The sequence below is a fragment of the Pseudomonas sp. BF-R-26 genome (assembly GCF_019947395.1).
GTDB lineage: Bacteria > Pseudomonadota > Gammaproteobacteria > Pseudomonadales > Pseudomonadaceae > Aquipseudomonas > Aquipseudomonas farris.
Map to the genome: position 1 here is coordinate 138,554 of NZ_JAGYGK010000016.1, position 20,299 is coordinate 158,852.

The following is a 20,299-nucleotide window of genomic DNA, read 5'->3' on the forward strand; positions in this document are numbered from 1 at the left end:
CACGTTAGCAAACTGAAGTGCAATCCGGCGGGTGGTGGATCAATAAAGGCGCAATCCCCTGTATTTGCGACGAAATGCTTTCGCCGGGCAAAAAAAATCCCGACTCGGAAACAAATCGGGACTGGCCCCTGTAGGAGCTGTCGAGGTTAGAACAACTTGGTGAACAACCAGTACAAACTGCCCGACAACAGAATCGCCGCCGGCAAGGTCAGCACCCAGGCCATCAGCAGATTGCGGATGGTCTTCATCTGCAAGCCGCCACCGTTGGCGACCATGGTCCCGGCCACGCCGGAAGACAATACGTGGGTGGTCGACACCGGCAGGCCGAACATGTCGGCAGCGCCGATGGTCAGCATCGCGACGGTTTCCGCCGAGGCACCCTGGGCGTAGGTCAGGTGCGTCTTGCCGATTTTTTCGCCGACCGTCACCACAATGCGTTTCCAGCCAACCATGGTGCCCAGCCCCAGGGCGATGGCCACCGCGATCTTCACCCACAGCGGAATGAACCGCGTGGCGTTGTCGATCTGTTGCTTGAACAATTGCAGCTTGCCGGTGGTGTCGGCGTCGAAGTTGCCAACCTTGTTCTTGTCCATCAGGCGAATGGTTTCGCTGGTCAGGTACATGTCGTTACGCACGTTGCCCATCGCTTCGGCCGGGACTTTCGACAGCGAGCCATACCCCTTCACTTCGTTACCGATATGGCCCGCCAGTGCGGCGAGGGCGGGGATCAATTGCGGCGTGGCTTCCTTGCTGCGCATGTAATCGGTCAGCACCGGGCGTGGATCGGCGGGCGCCGGCAGCGGCGAGTTTTTCATCAGTGCTTGCTGGGTGACTTCCGCCACGGCAGCGAACTGCAGGGCCTGATCCGCCGGCATGGTCCGGTTCAGCGCATACGCCATTGGCAGGGTACCGACCAGAATCAGCATGATCAGGCCCATGCCTTTCTGGCCGTCGTTGGAACCGTGGGCGAATGACACACCGGTGCAGGTCAGAATCAACATGCCGCGAATCCACCACGGTGGCGGGGTGTCGCCCTTCGGCGCCTTGTACAGCGCGCGATTTTTGACGAAGGCGCGCAACGCCAGCAGCAACAGCGCAGCAAAGGCGAAGCCGATCAGCGGCGACAGCAGCAACGCGTAACCGACCTTGGTCGCCTGGGCCCAGTCCACGCCACTGGTGCCGTCGCGGCCATGCATCAGGGCGTTGGCCACGCCGACACCGATGATCGAGCCGATCAGGGTGTGCGACGAAGACGCCGGCAAACCCAACCACCAGGTGCCGAGGTTCCACAGGATCGCGGCGATCAACAGCGCGAAGATCATCGCGAAACCGGCGGAGGAACCGACTTGCAGAATCAGCTCCACCGGCAGCAGGGCGATGATGCCGAACGCCACCGCGCCGCTTGAAAGTAACACCCCCAGAAAGTTGAAGAACCCGGACCAGGCTACGGCGAAATTCGGCGGCAAGGAGTTGGTGTAAATCACCGTCGCCACGGCGTTGGCGGTGTCGTGAAAACCGTTGACGAACTCAAAGCCCAAGGCAATCAGCAGCGCGACGCCCAATAGCAGAAACGGCGTCCAGGTGGTGACCACCGTGCCGAGTTCGCTCATGTCGTGCATCAGGCTGTAAGCGGTGAATAACAGCCCGCTGCCCAGCACCGCAAAGAACATCACGATGGTGAGCAGGCCGGGTTTTTTATCGAGCTGCGGCTTGGCGCTGCTGGCGGGAGCCTGGGCAGCGCTGGTGAAGGAAGGCGTAGCCATGCCGGATAATCCTGAGCAGAGAAGGAGTATCGGTCATGATCGTTGCTAAATATTACAGAGAGGCTGCGCTGGGTCAGTGTTTGGTTTTTTTGTGGGGCAGGCAAACATCTGTGGCGAGGGGGCCGAAGTATTCAATAATCCTGGCGCTTGCGAAACGCCCAGCGTCCGGCAATCAGGGTAAACGTCGCGACCAGCGCCACCAGAATCCAGAACCCCTCCGGATCGCCGGAAAGCGGCACGCCGCCGACGTTCATGCCGAAGAAACCGGCGATGATGTTAATCGGCAGCGCCAGCACCGTGACCACGGTCAGGGTGAACAGCGTGCGGTTGCTCTGTTCGTTGAGGTTGGCGGCGATTTCTTCCTGCAACAGCTTGATCCGTTCACCGAGGGCCGTGAGGTCGTTGATGATCAGCGCAAACTCCTCGGTGGACTTGCGCAGCTCCTTGACGTCCTCTTTCTGCAACCATTGCGGCGGACGATTGAGCAGGCGCAGCAACGACCCGGGCTCCAGCGCCAGCAACCGTTGCAGGCGCACCAGCACCCGGCGGTTGGCGCCCAGCTCAGCCCGGTTGGTCGACAGGCGCGAAGACAGCAACTCATCCTCGATCTGATCGACGCTGAGGCTGGTCTTGCGCACGATCTGCGTCAGCACTTCGCCCTGATCGCGCAGCAAATGCACCAGCAATTCCAGCGGTGAGCGAAAGCATTCACCGGCCTTCACTGAAGAGCGCAGCTTGTCCACCGAGTGCAGCGGTTGCAGGCGTGCGCTGATGATCAGCCGACTGCGGGCGCAGACCCACAGCGTCGAGACATCCGAGGAGACCATGCTGCTGAGGTTGAACACCACGTCGTTGACCACCGCCAGCAACGCTGAATCGACATGCTCGATGCGCGTCGAGCGAGAACCTTCGTGCAGCGCCTCGAAAAATTCATCAGGCAATGCCAGATGGCTTTTCATCCAGCGCTCGCACGCGGCATGGGCCAGGTTCAGGTGCAGCCAGAGGAATTCATCACTGTCGTCTGGTTGTTGCAGGCAGTGCAGCGCCTTGGCCGAATCGATCTCTCGGCCACGCTCGCCGGGGCGAAAACTGAAACCGTAAAGCAGGCCGAACAGATCGGAATCTCGATGGCGTTGGTCAATGCTGTGATTCATGAGGTCTCGCTGTGAGGAGGCGCCTGTCGCAGGTTTCACAGGTTCACTTGAGCCCCATCATCGCAACGTATGTTGAAGGTTTTGTGACAATTTGGTGGCGCCGAAAATCCGCCTCCATGCCGATGGTCGGAAGCGCTCAAGAAAAGCTCTGGCACGCCGATGAGACAGATGTTGATCTTTCGATTCCAGTCGTTAATCAGCGTTGCTGACAGGGATGTCCGGACACCTTGCACGCCTATAAGTCGTGCTTCATCCCTGCCATGAGATATCCCTCGATGTTTTTGCAAAAGTCCCTCAGAGCACAAATTCTCGCCCTGTTGAGTGGCAGCCTGTTGGCGATGTTGCTGATCGCTTTGGCCTGCTTTCACTTTCTGTCCAATGGCGTTCAGAACTACGCGAACCTGATCGAAGGCCCGCTGCACACTTCACAACTGATCGATGAAGCCAACCTGCAATTCAAGGTGCAGGTTCAGGAATGGAAAAACGTCCTGCTGCGCGGCAAGCAACCTGCGGACCTTGATAAATACTGGAAGCAATTCGAGGACGGCCAGCGCAATGTGCAGGGCATCCTCGGTGAACTGGCCGGGCAGAAGGGCATCGAGCCGCAACTCAAGGCTCGCATCGAACGCCTGCGTGAAGAGCATCGTGCATTAGGTGCGGCCTATCAGAAGGGCCGGGATGCCTACGTGGCGGCCGGTGCTGATCCCGCGGCCGGCGACAACGCGGTCAAAGGCGTGGACCGTGCCGCCAGCGAACAGATGAATGAACTGGTCAGCGAACTGCGCAAGCAGAGCATCGAGCAATCGAAGCTGATCAGTGCCAGCGCCGATCAGACGGTGTGGTTGGGGCTTATAGTGATGCTGGTGTCGGGTCTGCTGATTGGCCTGTTGAGTCTGTGGCTGGTCAACCGCTACCTGGTGGAGCCGATCCGTAAACTGATCGATTACGTGGCACAACTCAGCCAGGGCCGCTTCGCCGAGCGCGTGGCCAGTACCCGTCAGGATGAGTTGGGCAACCTGGCCAAGGCCGCCAACACCCTGCGCGATTTCCTCGCCGAAACCTTCAGCCGCTTGCAGCGCAGCGCGTCGGACCTGGACAGCGCCAGCGGCGAGTTGAATTCCATCGCCAGCGTCATGACCAGTGGCACCAACGAGCAGTTCAACCGCACCGATCAGGTGGCCACGGCGATGAACGAAATGTCCGCCACCGCGCAAGAAGTCGCGCGTCACGCAGCCGACGCGGCACGTGCGGCCGATGACGCCGACCAGTCCGCCCAGCAGGGCGAAAAAGTCATGCAGGGGACTATTCACACCATCACCCAAATGCGCGGCGAAATCGCCAACACCGCCACGGTCATCCGTCGTCTGGAAGTCGACAGCGGGCGCATCGGTAAAGTGCTGGAAGTGATTCGCGGCATCGCCGAACAGACCAACCTGCTGGCGCTCAACGCCGCAATCGAAGCGGCCCGTGCCGGTGAAGCCGGGCGCGGCTTTGCGGTGGTCGCCGATGAAGTACGCAGCCTGGCCCAGCGCACGGCAGCGTCGATCATCGAGATCAATCAGATCATTCAAACCGTGCAAACCGGCGCAGTGGACGCGGCCCAGGCTATCGAAAGCGGTCAGTCGCGCAGCGAAGAAAGCGTCGAGCAAGTGACCCAGGCCGGCGCCATGCTCGAGCGCATCACCCATGCCGTGGAGGCCATTCGCGACATGAACCGCCAGATCGCCACCGCCGCTGAAGAGCAGACTTCAGTGGCCGAAGACATCTCGCGCAACCTCACCGAAATCACCAGCATCGCCAGCACCAACCTGGATAACGTGCAGCGCACCGAAGCGGCCAGCCACAATCTGCATGGCCTGTCGGGGCAGTTGAATGAAGTGACGGCGCGGTTGAGCGCCTAGTGAAATGGGCTGTGTATCGGTTCGGTTACCGAATCGGTACACAGTCGCTCTCAAGTTTATGCCGCGCCCGTCGATGACGGATTTACCCAAACTCCACATTGGATAAATCCCATGGTCAGCATCAGCTCCGTTTCGATCAATCAGACCCTATCGACCTCTTCAAGCAAAGTCGCGATCAACGACAGCACCGAAGACACCTCAGTCGCAGCGACGACTGAGGCGTCCAGCGATACCACCAAGGTTGCCGCTGGCGGTGCACCCGCGTCGAGCGACAGCAGTTCCAGCAGCAGCGAATCCGATACGGTGAAACAACTGCGCAAGCAGCTCGCCGAGCTGCAAAAGCAATTGCAGGAACAACAGCAACAACTGCAAGCCGCCCAGGCCAAGCAAGACAGCGCCGAAGCGAAAGCTGCGAACGTTGCGGCGGCTCAGTCGCAGGTTGCGGCTACTTCGGCTTCGTTGCAGACGGTGACGGCGGCGTTGTTGCAGGCATTGCAGGATGAGGGTGGCAGTACGTCGGGTTCGGTGGTCAGCACCACCGCTTAAGTCCGTGAGGGCAAGCTGAAGGTAAACGTCGTGCCCTGTTGCTCGGTCGATACCACCTCCAGTTTCCCGCCATGGGACTGCGCAATCTGACTGGCAATGTACAACCCCAACCCGAGGCCGGCCTGCGGTGTTGCGCTGGCTGGTTTCGAGTAGGGCTGGAACAGATGCGGCAGCGCATCTTCGGCAATCAGCCCCTGATTATTCACGCCCAACACAAAGTGTCCTTCCTTGACCTGCGCACTGACCTCGATCGGGCCGTTGGGATCTCCGTGGACAACGGCGTTCGCCACCAGATTGGATAGCAATTGCGCGACTCGTTCGCGATCGCAATGGATGTTGCTCAGGTCGCCAATCGACGACTGAATGACGCGTTTAGGGTGAATGCTCTGGATCTCGGAAATCACATGCCGCAACGCATCCGCCAGATCCGGGCACGGCTCAATATTCACCGGAATACCTCGACCCAGTGAACCTCGCGCGAAGTCCAGCACATCGTCCACCAGTTTGCTCGCACGCCGAGCGCTGGTGAGGATGTGCCGGGCCCGTTGTTCATTCGCCGGGTCAGAGACTTTGCGCAGGAGCATTTCGGCGCCGGCGCTGATGGCGAACAAGGGGTTGCGCAGGTCATGGCCGAGCACGGCGATGAACTGTTCGCGCAGTTCGGCGGTTTGGCGTTCCTTGATCAGCGCCGTTTCGGTCCGTTGCAGGTTTTCTTCGGCTTCGATCTGCAGCGCGAGCATCCGGGCGAACGACTCCATGGTGCTCTGGATCGTGCTGGATTTGAGCGGCGCCGGATTGGGATCAAGGGCGCAAATGGTGCCGAAAAAGCGCCCGTCAGTGCGCAATATCGGGACGGCAATGTAGCTTTCGAGTTGATAGGTCTGAGGCGTGTGGTGATCGCGATAGAGCGGATCTTCACTGGCCTTGTCGATCACCACCGAGTGGCGGCCCTGGCGGATTTCGTTGCACAGGGTGGAGACCAGATCCAGTTCATCGCCCACCTGTAAACCGAAATCCAGTCGATCGAGCACTGCGCAGGCAGTCCAGGCCTCTTCGGTAACACGGGCCACCGCTGCGAACCGCAAGCCGCTCAACTCGCTGATCACCTGAAGAATCGCCGGTACCGCGCTGATCCGGCTGATTGTGGCGATGTCTGCTGCCGCTGTTTGCCCCATATCCTTGGTTCTCTACTTCAACATGCCAAATGGTTTTGAGGGATTCTAGCGGGCTTGCGCGAATTGTCGCGGCTTCGTTCGTCGCTTCAGCGAACTGCCTGACGCCGAACGCAAAAAAGCCGCACGACCCGAAAGTCGTGCGGCTTTTTTTGCAGTTGAATCACGTGTCTTGTTTGTTGCTCAGAACCTTGCCGGTAGTGGCATCGAAGTCCACGTCCCACTCGGTGCCGTCAGCCATACGCAGTTCAACTTCATATTCGTAGCCGTTGAAGTGGTTATCCAGGTCGGTGTCGGTAATCGCGGCACCCGGGTGCAACTTCAAGGCAGCCTGGTTCAGTTCTTCCAGTGGTTTGATCTTGCCGCTCTTGACCAGCTCAGGGATCTGGTCGACGCGAACGTCAGCCTGGGCCAGGCCAGCGGTGAGGGTCAGGGCAGCAGCGGTGAACAGGGCAGTTAAGGTTTTCATGAAGTTCTTTCCTTGGATGAGCTGTTTAAGTGGGATCAGGTTAGCTCGTGCAACTTAATTCACCCTTAATGGCCTGTGGCGACCTCAACAGATAAGCAGGCCAGTCAGAAAGCAATCGCGGGCAAGCCACGCTCCCACAGGTTTTGCGCAGACCTTGTGGGAGCGTGGCTTGCCCGCGATGGGGGCGACGCGGTGTCGGGTCTGGTGCCTATCAATACCCGTTGTTCTGCAACAACTGCGCAACGCTCGCCGCTGCCGGACGCTTATAGAAATTCAGCAGTTCGCTGGCGCGGTTGGTGAAGATGCCATCGACACCGGCATCCGCCACTTTCTGGTAATCCACGGCATCGTCGATGGTGTAGACATGCACCAGCAGGCCCTGATCGTGGGTGTACTGGTTCATCCACGGTTTCACCAGGTCCGAGTAGCTCTGATCGCCACCCTTGGTCAGCGCGGCTGAAGGGCCGGTACCGATAGCGCCCTGGGCCTTGGCGTACTCGACCCATTGCTGGAATTCGGCTTTGTCTTTTGGTTCCTGCTTGGCGTAGTAGGTCGCCTTGTCCTTGTCACCGGACTCGGCGAACGTCACTTTTGATTTCGGCTCGATGCTGCCTTCGCCCACCCACAGCAGCAGGATTTTCGGTACTTGCGGCATTTCCTTCTCAAGCAATTCGAGGCTGCTCTTCTCGAAGGTTTGCAGCACTACTTTGCCTTTGCCCTGGCCGACCGCCAGATTGCTCTTCGCCAGTTTCGAGCCGGTAGGGCTCAGCCAGCCGCGGTCCTGCAATTTATCCTTGAGGTCACGCTCGATGCCGGGAAACTGCTTTGGCTCTTTGGTTTCGATGTACAGGCCCGGCTTATGCAGCGGGTTGCCCTGGGCGATGTCGATGATTTCATCGAGGGTCAGGATCTTCAGGCCTGCGTAAGACGGACGCGCGCGATCCGGGTAAGCGCTGTTGAACCAGCTGCCGGCATCCAGGGTTTTGAGTTCGGCGATAGTGAATTCGTTGGCCAGGCTGTCCTTGCGCTCAGGGAATTTGGTGGCGACGTCGGTGGTGCGTTGCAGGTTGTTGTCGTGCAGGGCGAACAACACGCCGTCCTTGCTGCGTTGCAGGTCCATTTCCAGGTAGTCGGCGCCCAGATCGCGAGCCAGTTTGTAGGCCGCAGCGGTGGATTCCGGTGCATCGAAAGACGCACCACGGTGGGCAATCACCGCCGGGTGCGGAATGCCCAGACGGGTCGCTAGTGCGGTGGGGCTTGGCTCGTTGGCGGCCTGTGCCTGGCCGAGTCCGAGCATCAGGCTCAGCAGCAGGGCGCTCTTGGTGAAGGTGACAGGCATGGTCGAAGTCCTTTTGCGATGGATTTTCAAAGACGTATCTTTTAACAACTGAGCGCCGCTTGCGCTATCGCAAGACCGACATAAACGTGTTTAAAGGAGTTTTTTTCAGCGCTTTTGTGCGGTTCTTTGCAGTACTCTTGGCCCCGGCAATTTCCCCGGCAGAGGGAAATCCGTTTGCTTGCCCTGCGTGTAAACCATCGATCACCGGTCCTTCGACCTTTTGTGAGGTTTATCATGCGCATCACTTCCCAGCTCATTTGCCAGGCCGCCGACCAACTCAAAGGCTTCGTCGGCCTCAATCGCAAGACCGGCCAATACATCGTTCGTTTCAGCGAAGACGCGTTCGGCATGGACGTGGCTGATGACGGCATCATCCCCACCAGTGAATTCGTCTGGGCACCCGGCCCCGAGCAGACCATGACGCTCAAGCGCGAGCTGATCCAGCTGCTGCTGGACCAGAACATCGACGACCGGATCAACATCACCGAACCGTTGCGGGTGTACATGAATCGGCGGGAAGTGCCGCAGATTACGGCGGTGAGGAGTTTGGTGCGGGGTTGAGGTTTTGTGGTGTTTGTTCTGGCCTCTTCGCGGGCAAGCCCGCTCCCACATTTGATCCCTGTTGGGCACAAATCTTGTGTGCGCAGGAGATCCCTGTGGGAGCGGGCTTGCCCGCGAAGACGGCCTCCAGAACACCGCATCATTTACTGTTTGAACGCATACGCCCGCTCAACCCTGCACACCCGCGTATGACACGCCGAATACCAGGTCGACCGCCCGCGCTCACGAATCGCGCTGTGCTCGGGATGGTGTTTCCAGGCCAGGATCGCCGCTTCGCTATCCCAGTAGGACACCGTTATCCCGAGCCCATCCGCACCCCGGGCCGATTCCACGCCAAGGAAGCCGGGTTGCTCCCGGGCCAGTTCCACCATGCGTTCGGCGGCCTGCTCGTAACCGTGATCGCCGTCGGTGCGCAGCGAGGTGAAAATCACGGCGTAGTAAGGCGTTGCCGATGTCTGGGCGATCATGATTTTTGCCTCGCACAAGCCTCGATCAACGCGCGGACCAATGGCGGCAGAATACCCTTGAGCGCGGCGCGTTCCGGTTGGAACAGCGTGGCGACGAAGAACGGATGATCTTTTAGCTCCACCGCCCGCAGATCCCCCGCAGAGTCGTGGCCAACCGCGTGCAACTGCTGTTTCAGTAGCTCCCGTTCAAACTCAGGATTCACGCCATAACGGCAGTGATATCCCTCGCGAATTTCAGCGATTTCGTACGCCTCGGCAATCAACGAGCCTTCAACCAAATGAATGCTGTCGACGGCCTCCACCAGCGAACAGGTCAGCGGCGTGAGTAATGCTCGCGTCGCATCGGGCGAGGTCTCGCCATGTTCGGCATCCTCCCAGCCCAGAATGTTACGGGCGAATTCGAGTACCGCGTGCTGAAAACCGCCGCAAGTGCCGAGGAAAGGTCGCTGCTGCTCGCGGGCAAAACGGATCGCCCGTAACGCGCCGTCCATGTCGCGATAAGGGCTGGCGGGCACGCACCAGAAACCATCGAAGTCATTCAGTGGCGTATCGGCGTTGATGGTATCGGTGGCCAACCATTGAAACTGTATGTCCGTGCCTGAGTGTTCGGCGGCCATGCCGAGGGCGATGGGAATGGCTTGGTGGGCGGTGACCTGAGGGTCGTGATCGCCGATCAGGGCGATGCGGATGGCGTTGGTTTCCATGAGTGATCTCGACGCTTGTTGATTCCTGGCACCCACTATAGATTGGCGTTCATGCAATCAATATTGGCGTTATCCCAAGTGATCAATGCACCGACGCACTATCGACTGGACTACCCGGACCTGTCCCTGATCCTCGCCCTGGTGCGCGGTGGCTCTCTGGCCCGAGCCTCGGCGTTGTTGAAAGTCGATGTCTCGACGGTGTTTCGCGCCGTCCGCCGACTGGAGGCCGCGTTGGGTCAGCAACTGTTCGAAAAAAGTCGCTCCGGTTACCTGCCGACCACGCTGGCGCAGACCCTGGCCGAGCAGGCTGAACGCGCCGAGCAAGCGCTGGAGGCGGCGCGCATTGGCGTGGAGCAGGGCGGTGAAGTCATCAGCGGCACCGTGCGCCTGACCTGCACCGATTCAGTCCTGCAAAGTTTATTGTTGCCGGCACTGGCGCGGTTCATGCCGTCTTACCCGGCGCTGACCATTGAACTCTGTACCTCCAACGACTTCGCCAACCTCAGCCGTCGCGACGCCGATATCGCCTTGCGGCTGACCCGCACGCCACCCGAGCATTTGGTTGGACGGCGGCTGGCGGATATTTCCTACCGGGTCTGTGCCAGTGCGGCCTATCTGCAATCGGTTGATTCCCACGACCTGGCTGCATTGACCTGGATAGCTCCGGACGACTTCCTGCCCGATCACCCCACCGTCGCCTGGCGACGTCAACAATTGCCTGGCGTGACACCGAGCTATCGCTGCAACAGCATGTTGTCGGTGACCGAGTTGGTACGGGCCGGGCTGGGTGTCGCGGCATTGCCGGACTTCCTCATCGGTGATGGACTGCAACCGTTGTCCGAGCCCTTGCACGGTTACGACACCGCACTGTGGTTGCTCACTCGCCCAGACTGCCGCGCATTGCGCTCGGTGGTGACGTTGTTCGATGAGTTGGGGCTGGCGCTGAAGTTGCCTTGAGTCGGATCACGCCTTCGGCGGCTCTTTGCCTACGAAGTGTTGATGCATTTCCGACGTCAGGTTTTCGATACGCTCGGTCAGGGTCTTGGTGATTTCGGTGAGCCGTGTGTTTTGCTCCAGCAGCTCCAACAGTTGCGCGGTGTGTCGTGCGGCCTGGGCCTGACGATCGCTGTTGGCCACGGCCAAGGCTTCACGATGTCGCGCATCGGCGTCCGACTGGGCCTTGTCCCGCGCCGCCTGACGCGTCTGGGCCAGCAGAATCAGCGGTGCGGCATAGGCCGCTTGCAAGCTGAACGCCAGGTTGAGCAGGATGAACGGGTACACATCGAAATCAGTCACGCCGGACAGGTTCAGGCATATCCAGACCACCACAATCAAGGTCTGGGCGCCGAGAAAAGTCGGCGTGCCGAAGAACCGCGCAAAGGCCTCGGCGCGCAGGGCAAAACGGTCGGTACCGAAAGTGGGTGCCAGGTGAGCGTGAGGGCGATGGAAGCGCAGGTGATCGACGGGGCCGGTGAGTTCGGTTTCGGTTTCGCGGGTCGGGGTGCTCATAGTGCTCTCTGCATGGCCGCTGGGACTCAGGCTCACTATAACCCCGGCGCCAGTTTCATTCTGAAACACATTTCGGTGTTTCTACTCAGAGCGATCGGTCAGCGATAAAGCCGCGGACATTGTCATTTTTTGCAGCTCGATTCAGAGCTCATAACAGGCCAGGAACATGTCTAGCGCCGACTCGACAACGGTGTGCTGCATCTCGGGTGACAAGCCTGGCTGGCCCATGGAGATCTGCGGCCAGAACGCAAAGGACTTGAGCAATCCCTGGACCTGTTGCGCGGCGAACTCGGGTGCGACCGGTTTCAACAGGCCATCAGCCTGGGCAGCGCGAATCCACACGGTCAGGCTTTCTTCGCGCTCGCCCATCCGGGTGACCATGTTTTGCGCGCGCTCAGGAGAATGGATGGTGGCGGCGATTGCCACTCGCGCCAGGTCGAGAAAATTGTCATCGGACAGCATCTGCAGTTTCGCCTGCAGCATCAGGCGCAACTGATCGCGCAGGGGCAAGTCAGGGCGATAGGCCGCTTCCTGTTCAGCCGTTACCCGCGCCCACAATTGATTGAGGATTTCGGCGAACAACTCTTCTTTGCTCGGGAAGTGGTTGTACACGGTGCGCTTCGACACGCCAGCGGTGGCGGCGATCTTGTCCATGCTGGTGATGTCGAAACCGTTGGCACGGAATTCGGCAATCGCCGCCTGGATGATGGCTTCGCGTTTACGGTCAGTGAGGCGCTGTGGAGCTGTCATAAATACGCTTAGGCAGGAAGAAGTGGGGAACTACACTTGGTAGTTTACTTGTGATCAGCTTTGATGCAACCTTGGAACTACACTGTGCAGTGTAATGTTTTGTTAATCCTGCCCAGTAAAAAATAGAATCTCCGGCTGAGCGTGCATGCGTTGGCCATTTATCGTCCCAAACGGAAGATCGTCAATTGTGCGGTTTTTCTGGAGTCATTCAGTCATGGCCACTTCAACTTCTCCAGCGGATAACGCCTCAACGCCTGAAGCTTCACGACAGGCTCAAGGGCAGTACCGAAACCATATGCCGGTGCAGCGCCAAGGCGTTCGCAAAACCTTGCGCATTCTGTGGAACTTCATTTTCCACAAACCACGCGACACCCGGCCGTCCGCCTCCGTCCCGGTGCAAACCCTGACCCAGGCTGCGTTGATCGCTGCGCCCAACCACAGCGTCTATCGCCTTGGTCATTCCACCGTATTGCTGAAGCTTCGGGACAAATTCTGGATCACCGACCCGGTTTTCGCCGAACGCGCCTCACCGGTGCAGTGGGCCGGCCCCAAGCGTTTCCACCAGCCACCGATCAGTCTCGAAGACCTGCCGCCGATTGAAGCGGTGATCCTCTCCCACGATCACTACGACCACCTCGATTATCAGGCCGTCCTCAAACTGGCGGACAAAACCCGATACTTCCTCACACCGATGGGTGTGGGCGACACCCTGATCAAATGGGGAATCGATGCCAGCAAAGTACGCCAACTGGATTGGTGGCAGAGCACCGAGGTCGATGGCTTTCAATTCGTCGCCACACCTTCGCAGCACTTTTCCGGTCGTGGCCTGTTCGACGCCAACAGCACCCTTTGGGCATCGTGGGTGATGATCGACGGCGACACGCGGATCTTCTTCAGTGGCGACAGCGGCTACTTCGACGGCTTCAAACGCATCGGCGAACAGTACGGCCCATTCGACCTCACGCTCATGGAAACCGGCGCTTACAACGTCGAGTGGCCGCACGTTCACATGCAGCCCGAGCAAACCCTGCAAGCGCACATAGACCTTAAAGGGCGCTGGTTGCTGCCAATCCACAACGGCACCTTCGACCTGTCGATGCACGCCTGGTACGAACCTTTCGACCGTATTTTGGCGTTGGCCTGGGAGCGGAGCGTGTCGATTACCACACCGCAGATGGGCGAGGCGTTCAATGTGATGTATCCGCAGCGTGGTCATACCTGGTGGCTGGATCTGGAAGGTGTAAGCGATCCGATGGCGCCTCAGAACGCTTGATCTTGATGTTGTGCGGCCGGGCTGCTCGCTATAGGAGCGGCCCTATGCGGCTCAGTTATGCCGTAATGCGATCTGTAGCAGCTGGCGAAGCCTGCGTTCGGCTGCGCAGCAGTCGTAAAATCAGAGATTGCGGTACGTCAGACAGACCGCGTCAGCCGGATTCACGACTGCTGCGCAGCCGAACGCAGGCTTCGCCAGCTGCTACAAAGAGGATGTCGGTGGTATTAGGTGCGGCCCGGGTTTTTGACCCATCTATCTGCGTTCATCCAGCAGCAGGTTTGGATATTCCGAGATCTTTGCCACGGTCAAATCGCGAAATTTTCCACTCAGTATTTCGTCCAGTTCTTCCTGAGACAGTCCGAGCCTTTGCGCAGCCTCGGTCTGACTCAGCCGACCGGTTTCGAGGAGCATGCCGATCTTCATGACGTGTTCGGCTTTGGCCCGCATCTCACTCGCCTCGGGATAGCCCAGCGCCTCATAAACGCAGCTGTTGCTTCCATCGATTTCATTCATCTGCTGACACCTCACTCAACCATCGCATAATCCGCCCGCCCCACCGGATCCGGTGTCGACCCTCTCACGTTCATCCCTCTGCCCGGTGCAAACCCCGGGAAGAACACCAGACCTTGCGACTCAAACCGATACGCCAACGCCAGCCGGGTGACATCCAGCACATCGCGTTCCGCCTCGAAACGCTGAATGGCGTCAACGGAAACCCCGGACTCCTCGGATAACTCTTCAACACTCCAGCCCAGCATCGCTCGGGCCTGGGCACAGTGGGCAGGGGTGAACTGGAAAAGGGCGATACGTTCCAGGGTGATTTTCATCGCAAGAGTGGCCATGGTGTTCTCCGGGCTCGAGAGTGCTGACTCAAAATGTACTGTGTTTTTGTACAGTTGTTTTGATCCCGGATCAAACTCATTTTTTTGATTGATTACACTTTTCAGTCAGGCAGGAGCTTGGGAGCGACTACGCTGTTTCTATGCGGGATCCCGATAGCTCAGGGCTTTCAGCTCCCGTAGCAGCAATGATTGAACGTCAGCTTTCTGATTTTCAATACAGGGAAAGGTGGCGTTTATGACGCAGTGCGTCACAGCGTTATGCAGGGAAGGGAATCATGAAAAGACTACGTCTGCTATGTGCCCTGATCGGTTTTACAAGTCTGCCCGTCGCGGCTGATATGGCATTGTTGAGCAAAGATGCCTTCGTCACCAACCTGATAAATCAGATGACCCTGGAGGAAAAAATCGGCCAACTGCGGCTGATCGCTATTGATGAAAAGATGACGCCCGAAAAAATACGCGAAGAGATCGCCGCCGGGCGAATCGGTGCTACCTACGGCTCTGTAAGCCGCTACGTAAACCGACCCATGCAGGACGCGGCTCAACAAAGTCGCCTGAAAATACCGATGTTTTTTGGCTGGGACGTGATACACGGCCATCGAACCATTTTCCCCATTGGCCTGGCATTGGCCTCCAGCTGGGATATTGGCGCTATCGAGTTAAGCGGTCGCATAGCGGCAAAAGAAGCCAGTGCGGACGGTATCGATATGACCTTCGCCCCGATGATAGATATCGCCAGGGATCCTCGTTGGGGACGCACCTCCGAAGGCTTTGGCGAAGACACCTACCTGGTTTCGCGCATTGCCAAAGCGATGGTTCAGGCCTACCAGGGCACAAGCCCGAATGCACCCGACAGCATCATGGCCAGCGCCAAACACTTTGCGTTGTATGGGGCTGTAGAGGGTGGGCGCGACTACAACAGCGTCGACATGGGCCTGGCCAGAATGCACCAGGATTACCTGCCACCTTATCGTTCGGCAATTGAGGGTGGCGCGGGGGCGATGATGGTGGCGCTTAACTCGATAAATGGCGTGCCAGCCGCTTCCAATGCCTGGTTGATGCAAGACCTGTTGCGCAAAGCATGGGGCTTCAAGGGACTGGTCATCAGCGACCATAACGGGATAAACGATCTGGTTCAGCATGGTGTGGCGAAGAATCACCGCGAAGCGGCCAGGCTCGCGATCAGGGCTGGCGTTGATATGAGCATGAACGATTTCTCCTATGGGCCGGAGCTATCGGGGCTGCTTGAGTCAGGCGCTATTTCCCAGAGCAATATTGATAACGCGGTGCGGGAAGTGCTGGGGGCCAAGTACGACATGGGGCTGTTCGAAGACCCTTACCGGCGCATCGGCATTGCCAGTGAAGACCCCGCTGATAACAACGCCGAATACCGTCTGCACAGAACGCAGGCCCGTGAGGTCGCGCGCAAGACGTTGGTGCTGCTGAAGAATGAAAATTCGCTCTTGCCGTTAAAAAAAGAGGGCGTGATCGCGCTCATAGGCCCATTGGCAAAAAGTACCGTCGACATCATGGGCAGTTGGTCCGCAAGCGGCGTGCCCGCGCAATCGGTGACGATCTACGACGGGCTGAAAAACGCGATGAACCAGGGCTCGCTGATCTATGCCCGAGGCGCCAATCTCGAGGAGGATCAGGAGGTCGTTAAATACCTGGAGTACCAGGGAGTGTCCGAAATCGCGAACGACCCTCGTCCGGCAGCTGAAATGATTGACGAAGCGGTGAAGGCTGCACAGCAAGCCGATGTTGTGATTGCGGTGGTGGGCGAGCCCCGCAGTATGTCTCATGAAGCGGCCAGTCGAACCAGCCTTGATCTGCCTGGGCGCCAGAGTGAATTGATCACCGCGCTTAAAGCCACCGGCAAGCCGCTGGTACTGGTATTGATGAATGGCCGACCACTGTCCATCGGCAAGGAGCAGAAACAGGCCGATGCGATTCTGGAAACCTGGTACAGCGGCTCCGAGGGAGGCAACGCCGTTGCCGATGTGTTGTTCGGGGACTACAACCCGTCTGGCAAATTACCCATCACCTTTCCGCGCTCCGTGGGGCAGATCCCGAATTACTACAGTCACTTGAACACCGGTCGCCCCTACATAGCGGGTGCGCTTCGCAACTACACGTCTCAATATTTCGATCAATCCCACGGTCCGCTTTATCCCTTCGGCTATGGGCTGAGTTATACCGATTTCAGCCTGACCGACATGGCCCTGTCTTCGACCACGCTGAGCAAGACCGACAATCTCGTCGCCAGCATCATGGTGAAGAACATCGGCCAGCGCGACGGCGAAACGGTGGTTCAGCTGTATATCCGCGATGTCGTTGGCTCCGTCAGCCGTCCGGTCAAAGAACTGAAGAACTTTCAAAAAATCATGCTCAAGGCCGGAGAGGAGAAAGCGGTCCATTTCAGCATCAATGAGAACGACTTGAAGTTCTTCAACAGCCAGTTGGAATACGCCGCCGAACCAGGCGAATTCCGGGTGCAAATCGGTCTGGATTCCCAGGATGTGAAGGAGCAGAGTTTTGAGTTGCTGTCAGAACAAGGCAGTGGTTAAGACCGATCAGTAAAGAAATGAAGTGCCTAGCGCAGAGCCTGTGGGAGCGTGGCTTGCCCGCGAAGAACGATGACGCGTAATACCTGAAAAACCGCGGTGCATTCTTCGCGGGCAAGCCACGCTCCCACAGGTGCTGCGCTTGCCGCGAGCTCTCTATTTCGCACCCTCCAACCAAACGGACGGGGCTTGCCCCAGCACACGACGAAACATCGTCGAAAACGCCGCCGGGCTGTCATAACCAAAATCCAGCGCAATCCGCGTCACCGGCGTGCCCACCGCCAGCCGCGCCAAGGCCAGCACCACACAGGCCCGCTGCCGCCATTGGCTGAAACTCAGCCCGGTCTGCTGGCGGAACAGGCGATTGAAAGTACGCAGGCTGATATGCAACTGATCGGCCCATTGCTGCGGCGATTGATGAGCGTTCGGATTCTGGAGAAACATCTGACACAACCCAAGCAGCCGCGAATCCATAGGCAACGGAATGTGTAATGGCAAGTGAGCGCTACGGGCCAGTTCATGCAGCAGCAAGTCGATCAGCGCACCATCGCGCCCGGCCTCGTCGTACTCCTGCGCAACCTCCACCGCCTCCATCAGCAAATGCCGCATCAACGGCGAAACACTGATCACCTGGCAGCGGTTGCCCAAATCAACCGCCCCCGGTTCGATGTACAAACTGCGCGTGCTCACCCCCAGCATCAACACTTCATGCGCCACCCCCGGCGGAATCCACACCGCCCGCTGCGGCGGCACCACCCAATTGCCGTCGTGCGTACTCACCTGCATCACCCCGGTGGCACCGTACAACAACTGCGCCCGCCGGTGGGTATGGCGCGGCAACAGACGCCCGTCGGGGTAATCCGTGCCGATGGCCACCACTGGCCGTGGCGTAGCGTCCAGCAGATCAATCGAAACATTGCGCATCGAGCAGCATCCAGCGGTTGGCGTAAACGCAAACATTATTGGCTGACTTGCTGAAGCAGGCCAAGCCCCATCGCTCTATCGTCGGCCACTCTCAACCAACGGACGATGCGCGATGTTCTTCTACCTCTTGCTTGCACTCTTCGGCTGCATGACCGGCGTCACCGCCGTGCTGTTCGGCTTCGGCGGCGGATTCGTCGTCGTGCCCCTGCTGTACCGCATGCTCACGGCCAGCCACGGCGCCGACGATCCCGTCAGCCAATCGGCGATGCACATCGCCGTGGCCACCTCGACCTGCGTGATGATCGTCAACGCCCTGATCGCCACCGCAAAACATCACCGCGCCGGTAATCTCATTCGCCGTTACGTGTGGCCGTTGGGCGGGTTCATCGGCCTGGGCGCGATCGTCGGAGCCGTTGCTGCGACGTGGGCGAGTGGCGAGCTGATCCGTTTTGCCTTCATCGCCTACCTCGGCGTGACGATTCTGGACTGCCTGTTCCGACGCGGTTTTCTCACACAGCCTGACGCCGTAATCCCACGGCGATTGGGCAGGGCAGAAGTGTCTGGTGGCGGTGTAGGCATCGGCACCATCGCCACGTTTCTCGGCGTGGGCGGCAGCGTCATGACCGTGCCGTTGCTGCGGCGTTGTGGGCTGAGCATGTCTCAGGCGACGTCGATGGCCAATCCGTTGAGTCTGCCGGTTGCGGTGGCCGGGACGCTGACTTACATGGCGATGGCGGGGTTTGCCGAGTTTGATCTGGGGCCGTGGTTTGTCGGTTATGTGGATGTGCTGGCGTTTGCGGTGCTGACGCTTGGGTCGCTGGTGGGGATTCGGCTGGCCACGCCGTGGATCGGGCGGATACCGGATCGGGTGCATGCGCGGGTTTATATTGGTTTGCTGGTTTTGGTGATGCTGAGTATGTGCGCCAAGTGAGCTTGGAATCAGTCGGCTTATTCGCAAGAATAGGACTTAGCACTGTTCAAGATTTCACGCAGGAGAATGTCATGCCGATCCTCGAAAGCGACTGGAAGAAATTCAAGGAACTGCGCAAGATCGCGCTCGATCGATTTTGCCAAGGTGTTCTTGCCGATGCCAAAACGATTGCCCAACACGGGGCGCTGTCAGCTCACGCTCGATACGGAATGCTCTATGGATTGATCCAGGATCGGAACAAGGACATGGCCCAGGCCTTTGACCATAACAGTCAATCCCGTTCCAGTGCGCTCAGAGGCTTGTGGTTGATGGTCATGCATGACTTGCTGACCGAAGCAGAGTTATCAGTTCTCAGCGAAGATGCGCTGGACTACATCTCGGAGGTTGTTCGCCAACCCTATGAGCTTGAATGGGTTGACGAGATTGTGAGGCAGGATTGATCACTTATCAGCCAACCCCGGCGCTTCACGAATAATGAAGTGATCCAGGTTCTCAATATTGGCACTGAACACCCCGAACGTTTGTTCGGGGTTTTTCTTGCTCGGCACCTGCTTCAACTCCGGCGTCACCCCATAAAAGAAACAATACAACTGCGCGTCACTGTCGACGGCATGCTTGATCTCTTCCAGAAACGCTTTGCGCTTGCGGTAGTTGTCGATCAGCTTCTTGCTCAGATAAACATTCACCGAGTAAGGCTTCTTCTTCGCCTCGTCCGGTTGCTTGAACCAGACTTTCTGTTCGAAATCGATGCGAAAGCTCTGCGTGTAATCCTTGATCTCCTTGATCTTGCCCCAGTAAATCAGCCCCTTGTTGTCCTGCAGATATTCGATCTTCTTGAAGAACGACCCATAAGGCGCGGTGTGCTCGCCAATCTTCAGCGGCATGCGCTTGAGCAGCTCCTTGTCCTCGAAGTTCGACACAAAACACTCCACCGGGTGGGCGAAGACACTGGTCTTGTCCGGCGCCGACTCCCGGCTCGGATGCTCGACGTTACTGGCCGCTGAAGGCTCTCGCGGCTCATCGCGCATAACATCCGCCGCCACCGCCGTGCTGGACGGCTTACGCACATACTCACGCCGAGTCAGCAACAACTCCGACGGAAAATGCTCCTCCCGACTGTCATCCGATTCCGCACCGTCCGCGTCCAGACCCGACGCCGGCGTCTTCAGACTGACATAAGGACAACCCTCGACATGCCGCGTGCTGGGTATGTTCTTGAAGTGCGGCGTGCGCACGTAATTCACATTCTTGGCGTTGAACGTCCCCAACACGTTGGCCGCATCAAACGCCGAACGGCACGCATCGTTGGGGCACTGGAAATGCTCCTTGGCGGAATCGAACTCCATCGTCTCGTCGAAATTCAAATCGCGCACGTCATAGATCGACAGCTTGTCGTCGAGGCTGAGGCAGTAGGCGAGGTCGAATTTCAT

General features: G+C 58.6%; 21 protein-coding genes. 8 read left to right on the top strand and 13 right to left on the bottom strand.

What is annotated here, in order from left to right; all coding sequences use genetic code 11:
- Positions 1-146: 146 nt before the first annotated feature.
- Both KGB18_RS23520 and KGB18_RS23525 read right to left on the bottom strand, forming a co-directional pair.
- Complete coding sequence (locus tag KGB18_RS23520; RefSeq protein ID WP_223570538.1) at positions 147-1,763, bottom strand: inorganic phosphate transporter; 1,617 nt, start codon at positions 1,761-1,763, stop codon at positions 147-149.
- 131 nt (positions 1,764-1,894) lie between these two features.
- Positions 1,895-2,917: a transporter gene (locus tag KGB18_RS23525; RefSeq protein ID WP_007898751.1), complete on the bottom strand. Its 1,023-nt coding sequence runs from the start codon at positions 2,915-2,917 to the stop codon at positions 1,895-1,897.
- 275 nt (positions 2,918-3,192) lie between these two features.
- On the opposite strand from KGB18_RS23525, the gene KGB18_RS23530 reads away from it, so the two are divergent.
- Positions 3,193-4,818, top strand: a complete 1,626-nt coding sequence (locus KGB18_RS23530; protein WP_223570539.1) for a methyl-accepting chemotaxis protein — start codon at positions 3,193-3,195, stop codon at positions 4,816-4,818.
- Between the two features lie 111 nt (positions 4,819-4,929).
- Positions 4,930-5,364 (top strand): hypothetical protein, encoded by a 435-nt coding sequence (locus KGB18_RS23535; protein ID WP_123721895.1) that lies wholly within the window; start codon positions 4,930-4,932, stop codon positions 5,362-5,364.
- Here KGB18_RS23535 and KGB18_RS23540 read toward each other — a convergent pair.
- From KGB18_RS23540 to KGB18_RS23550, 3 genes are all read right to left on the bottom strand, one after another.
- Positions 5,361-6,539, bottom strand: coding sequence for a GAF domain-containing sensor histidine kinase (locus tag KGB18_RS23540; RefSeq protein ID WP_223570540.1), 1,179 nt, complete (start codon positions 6,537-6,539; stop codon positions 5,361-5,363). The two genes, KGB18_RS23535 and KGB18_RS23540, sit on opposite strands and share 4 nt — an antisense overlap.
- A 160-nt stretch (positions 6,540-6,699) precedes the next feature.
- Positions 6,700-7,005, bottom strand: a complete 306-nt coding sequence (locus tag KGB18_RS23545) for a PepSY domain-containing protein (RefSeq protein WP_223570541.1) — start codon at positions 7,003-7,005, stop codon at positions 6,700-6,702.
- Between the two features lie 211 nt (positions 7,006-7,216).
- Positions 7,217-8,344 (bottom strand): glycerophosphodiester phosphodiesterase, encoded by a 1,128-nt coding sequence (locus KGB18_RS23550; RefSeq protein WP_123721893.1) that lies wholly within the window; start codon positions 8,342-8,344, stop codon positions 7,217-7,219.
- 234 nt (positions 8,345-8,578) lie between these two features.
- Here KGB18_RS23550 and KGB18_RS23555 point away from each other — a divergent pair, with 234 nt between their 5' ends.
- On the top strand, positions 8,579-8,905 hold the full coding sequence (locus KGB18_RS23555) for a DUF2025 family protein (RefSeq protein WP_123721892.1): 327 nt from the start codon (positions 8,579-8,581) through the stop codon (positions 8,903-8,905).
- Positions 8,906-9,048: 143 nt separating this feature from the next.
- On the opposite strand, the gene KGB18_RS23560 is transcribed toward KGB18_RS23555, so the two are convergent.
- Both KGB18_RS23560 and KGB18_RS23565 read right to left on the bottom strand, forming a co-directional pair.
- Complete coding sequence (locus tag KGB18_RS23560) at positions 9,049-9,372, bottom strand: antibiotic biosynthesis monooxygenase family protein (protein ID WP_123721891.1); 324 nt, start codon at positions 9,370-9,372, stop codon at positions 9,049-9,051.
- Positions 9,369-10,076, bottom strand: coding sequence for a CTP synthase (locus tag KGB18_RS23565; protein ID WP_223570542.1), 708 nt, complete (start codon positions 10,074-10,076; stop codon positions 9,369-9,371). Before KGB18_RS23565 ends, KGB18_RS23560 begins: the two co-directional genes overlap by 4 nt.
- A 15-nt stretch (positions 10,077-10,091) precedes the next feature.
- Here KGB18_RS23565 and KGB18_RS23570 point away from each other — a divergent pair, with 15 nt between their 5' ends.
- Positions 10,092-11,033, top strand: coding sequence for a LysR family transcriptional regulator (locus KGB18_RS23570; protein WP_223570543.1), 942 nt, complete (start codon positions 10,092-10,094; stop codon positions 11,031-11,033).
- Between the two features lie 6 nt (positions 11,034-11,039).
- Here KGB18_RS23570 and KGB18_RS23575 read toward each other — a convergent pair whose 3' ends face one another.
- Both KGB18_RS23575 and KGB18_RS23580 read right to left on the bottom strand, forming a co-directional pair.
- A complete protein-coding gene (locus tag KGB18_RS23575; RefSeq protein ID WP_123721888.1) occupies positions 11,040-11,585 on the bottom strand; it encodes a DUF1003 domain-containing protein in 546 nt (181 codons plus the stop codon).
- A gap of 141 nt (positions 11,586-11,726) precedes the next feature.
- On the bottom strand, positions 11,727-12,335 hold the full coding sequence (locus KGB18_RS23580) for a TetR/AcrR family transcriptional regulator (protein WP_123721887.1): 609 nt from the start codon (positions 12,333-12,335) through the stop codon (positions 11,727-11,729).
- Between the two features lie 214 nt (positions 12,336-12,549).
- On the opposite strand from KGB18_RS23580, the gene KGB18_RS23585 reads away from it, so the two are divergent.
- Complete coding sequence (locus tag KGB18_RS23585; RefSeq protein WP_223570544.1) at positions 12,550-13,608, top strand: MBL fold metallo-hydrolase; 1,059 nt, start codon at positions 12,550-12,552, stop codon at positions 13,606-13,608.
- A 252-nt stretch (positions 13,609-13,860) separates the two neighbouring features.
- On the opposite strand, the gene KGB18_RS23590 is transcribed toward KGB18_RS23585, so the two are convergent.
- Positions 13,861-14,121 (bottom strand): XRE family transcriptional regulator, encoded by a 261-nt coding sequence (locus KGB18_RS23590; protein WP_123721885.1) that lies wholly within the window; start codon positions 14,119-14,121, stop codon positions 13,861-13,863.
- 11 nt (positions 14,122-14,132) lie between these two features.
- Positions 14,133-14,450 carry a helix-turn-helix domain-containing protein gene (locus tag KGB18_RS23595; protein WP_038979406.1) on the bottom strand — a complete coding sequence of 106 codons (318 nt, stop codon included), beginning with the start codon at positions 14,448-14,450 and terminating at the stop codon, positions 14,133-14,135.
- A gap of 275 nt (positions 14,451-14,725) precedes the next feature.
- On the opposite strand from KGB18_RS23595, the gene bglX reads away from it, so the two are divergent.
- Positions 14,726-17,017 carry a beta-glucosidase BglX gene (bglX, locus tag KGB18_RS23600; protein WP_223570545.1) on the top strand — a complete coding sequence of 764 codons (2,292 nt, stop codon included), beginning with the start codon at positions 14,726-14,728 and terminating at the stop codon, positions 17,015-17,017.
- Positions 17,018-17,170: 153 nt separating this feature from the next.
- Here bglX and KGB18_RS23605 read toward each other — a convergent pair whose 3' ends face one another.
- Complete coding sequence (locus KGB18_RS23605; protein ID WP_223570546.1) at positions 17,171-17,938, bottom strand: AraC family transcriptional regulator; 768 nt, start codon at positions 17,936-17,938, stop codon at positions 17,171-17,173.
- Between the two features lie 112 nt (positions 17,939-18,050).
- Here KGB18_RS23605 and KGB18_RS23610 point away from each other — a divergent pair, with 112 nt between their 5' ends.
- Together KGB18_RS23610 and KGB18_RS23615 are read left to right on the top strand one after the other, a co-directional pair.
- Positions 18,051-18,869 (top strand): sulfite exporter TauE/SafE family protein, encoded by an 819-nt coding sequence (locus KGB18_RS23610; protein WP_223570547.1) that lies wholly within the window; start codon positions 18,051-18,053, stop codon positions 18,867-18,869.
- Positions 18,870-18,940: 71 nt separating this feature from the next.
- The gene (locus KGB18_RS23615) at positions 18,941-19,309 is read left to right on the top strand and encodes a hypothetical protein (RefSeq protein ID WP_223570548.1); all 369 of its coding nucleotides are present in this window, start codon (positions 18,941-18,943) and stop codon (positions 19,307-19,309) included.
- Here the strand turns inward: KGB18_RS23615 and KGB18_RS23620 are convergent, their stop codons facing one another.
- Positions 19,310-20,299 carry a hypothetical protein gene (locus KGB18_RS23620; protein WP_223570549.1) on the bottom strand — a complete coding sequence of 330 codons (990 nt, stop codon included), beginning with the start codon at positions 20,297-20,299 and terminating at the stop codon, positions 19,310-19,312.

Bases quoted from the DNA above. Each gene is read 5' to 3' on its own strand.
- KGB18_RS23530 (WP_223570539.1), top strand. From the start codon at position 3,193: ATGTTTTTGCAAAAGTCCCTCAGAGCACAAATTCTCGCCCTGTTGAGT.
- KGB18_RS23545 (WP_223570541.1), bottom strand. From the start codon at position 7,005: ATGAAAACCTTAACTGCCCTGTTCACCGCTGCTGCCCTGACCCTCACC.
- KGB18_RS23595 (WP_038979406.1), bottom strand. From the start codon at position 14,450: ATGGCCACTCTTGCGATGAAAATCACCCTGGAACGTATCGCCCTTTTC.
- KGB18_RS23555 (WP_123721892.1), top strand. From the start codon at position 8,579: ATGCGCATCACTTCCCAGCTCATTTGCCAGGCCGCCGACCAACTCAAA.
- bglX (WP_223570545.1), top strand. From the start codon at position 14,726: ATGAAAAGACTACGTCTGCTATGTGCCCTGATCGGTTTTACAAGTCTG.
- KGB18_RS23520 (WP_223570538.1), bottom strand. From the start codon at position 1,763: ATGGCTACGCCTTCCTTCACCAGCGCTGCCCAGGCTCCCGCCAGCAGC.
- KGB18_RS23615 (WP_223570548.1), top strand. From the start codon at position 18,941: ATGCCGATCCTCGAAAGCGACTGGAAGAAATTCAAGGAACTGCGCAAG.
- KGB18_RS23575 (WP_123721888.1), bottom strand. From the start codon at position 11,585: ATGAGCACCCCGACCCGCGAAACCGAAACCGAACTCACCGGCCCCGTC.
- KGB18_RS23605 (WP_223570546.1), bottom strand. From the start codon at position 17,938: ATGCGCAATGTTTCGATTGATCTGCTGGACGCTACGCCACGGCCAGTG.
- KGB18_RS23585 (WP_223570544.1), top strand. From the start codon at position 12,550: ATGGCCACTTCAACTTCTCCAGCGGATAACGCCTCAACGCCTGAAGCT.
- KGB18_RS23540 (WP_223570540.1), bottom strand. From the start codon at position 6,539: ATGGGGCAAACAGCGGCAGCAGACATCGCCACAATCAGCCGGATCAGC.
- KGB18_RS23580 (WP_123721887.1), bottom strand. From the start codon at position 12,335: ATGACAGCTCCACAGCGCCTCACTGACCGTAAACGCGAAGCCATCATC.
- KGB18_RS23590 (WP_123721885.1), bottom strand. From the start codon at position 14,121: ATGAATGAAATCGATGGAAGCAACAGCTGCGTTTATGAGGCGCTGGGC.
- KGB18_RS23550 (WP_123721893.1), bottom strand. From the start codon at position 8,344: ATGCCTGTCACCTTCACCAAGAGCGCCCTGCTGCTGAGCCTGATGCTC.
- KGB18_RS23610 (WP_223570547.1), top strand. From the start codon at position 18,051: ATGTTCTTCTACCTCTTGCTTGCACTCTTCGGCTGCATGACCGGCGTC.
- KGB18_RS23620 (WP_223570549.1), bottom strand. From the start codon at position 20,299: ATGAAATTCGACCTCGCCTACTGCCTCAGCCTCGACGACAAGCTGTCG.
- KGB18_RS23525 (WP_007898751.1), bottom strand. From the start codon at position 2,917: ATGAATCACAGCATTGACCAACGCCATCGAGATTCCGATCTGTTCGGC.
- KGB18_RS23535 (WP_123721895.1), top strand. From the start codon at position 4,930: ATGGTCAGCATCAGCTCCGTTTCGATCAATCAGACCCTATCGACCTCT.
- KGB18_RS23565 (WP_223570542.1), bottom strand. From the start codon at position 10,076: ATGGAAACCAACGCCATCCGCATCGCCCTGATCGGCGATCACGACCCT.
- KGB18_RS23560 (WP_123721891.1), bottom strand. From the start codon at position 9,372: ATGATCGCCCAGACATCGGCAACGCCTTACTACGCCGTGATTTTCACC.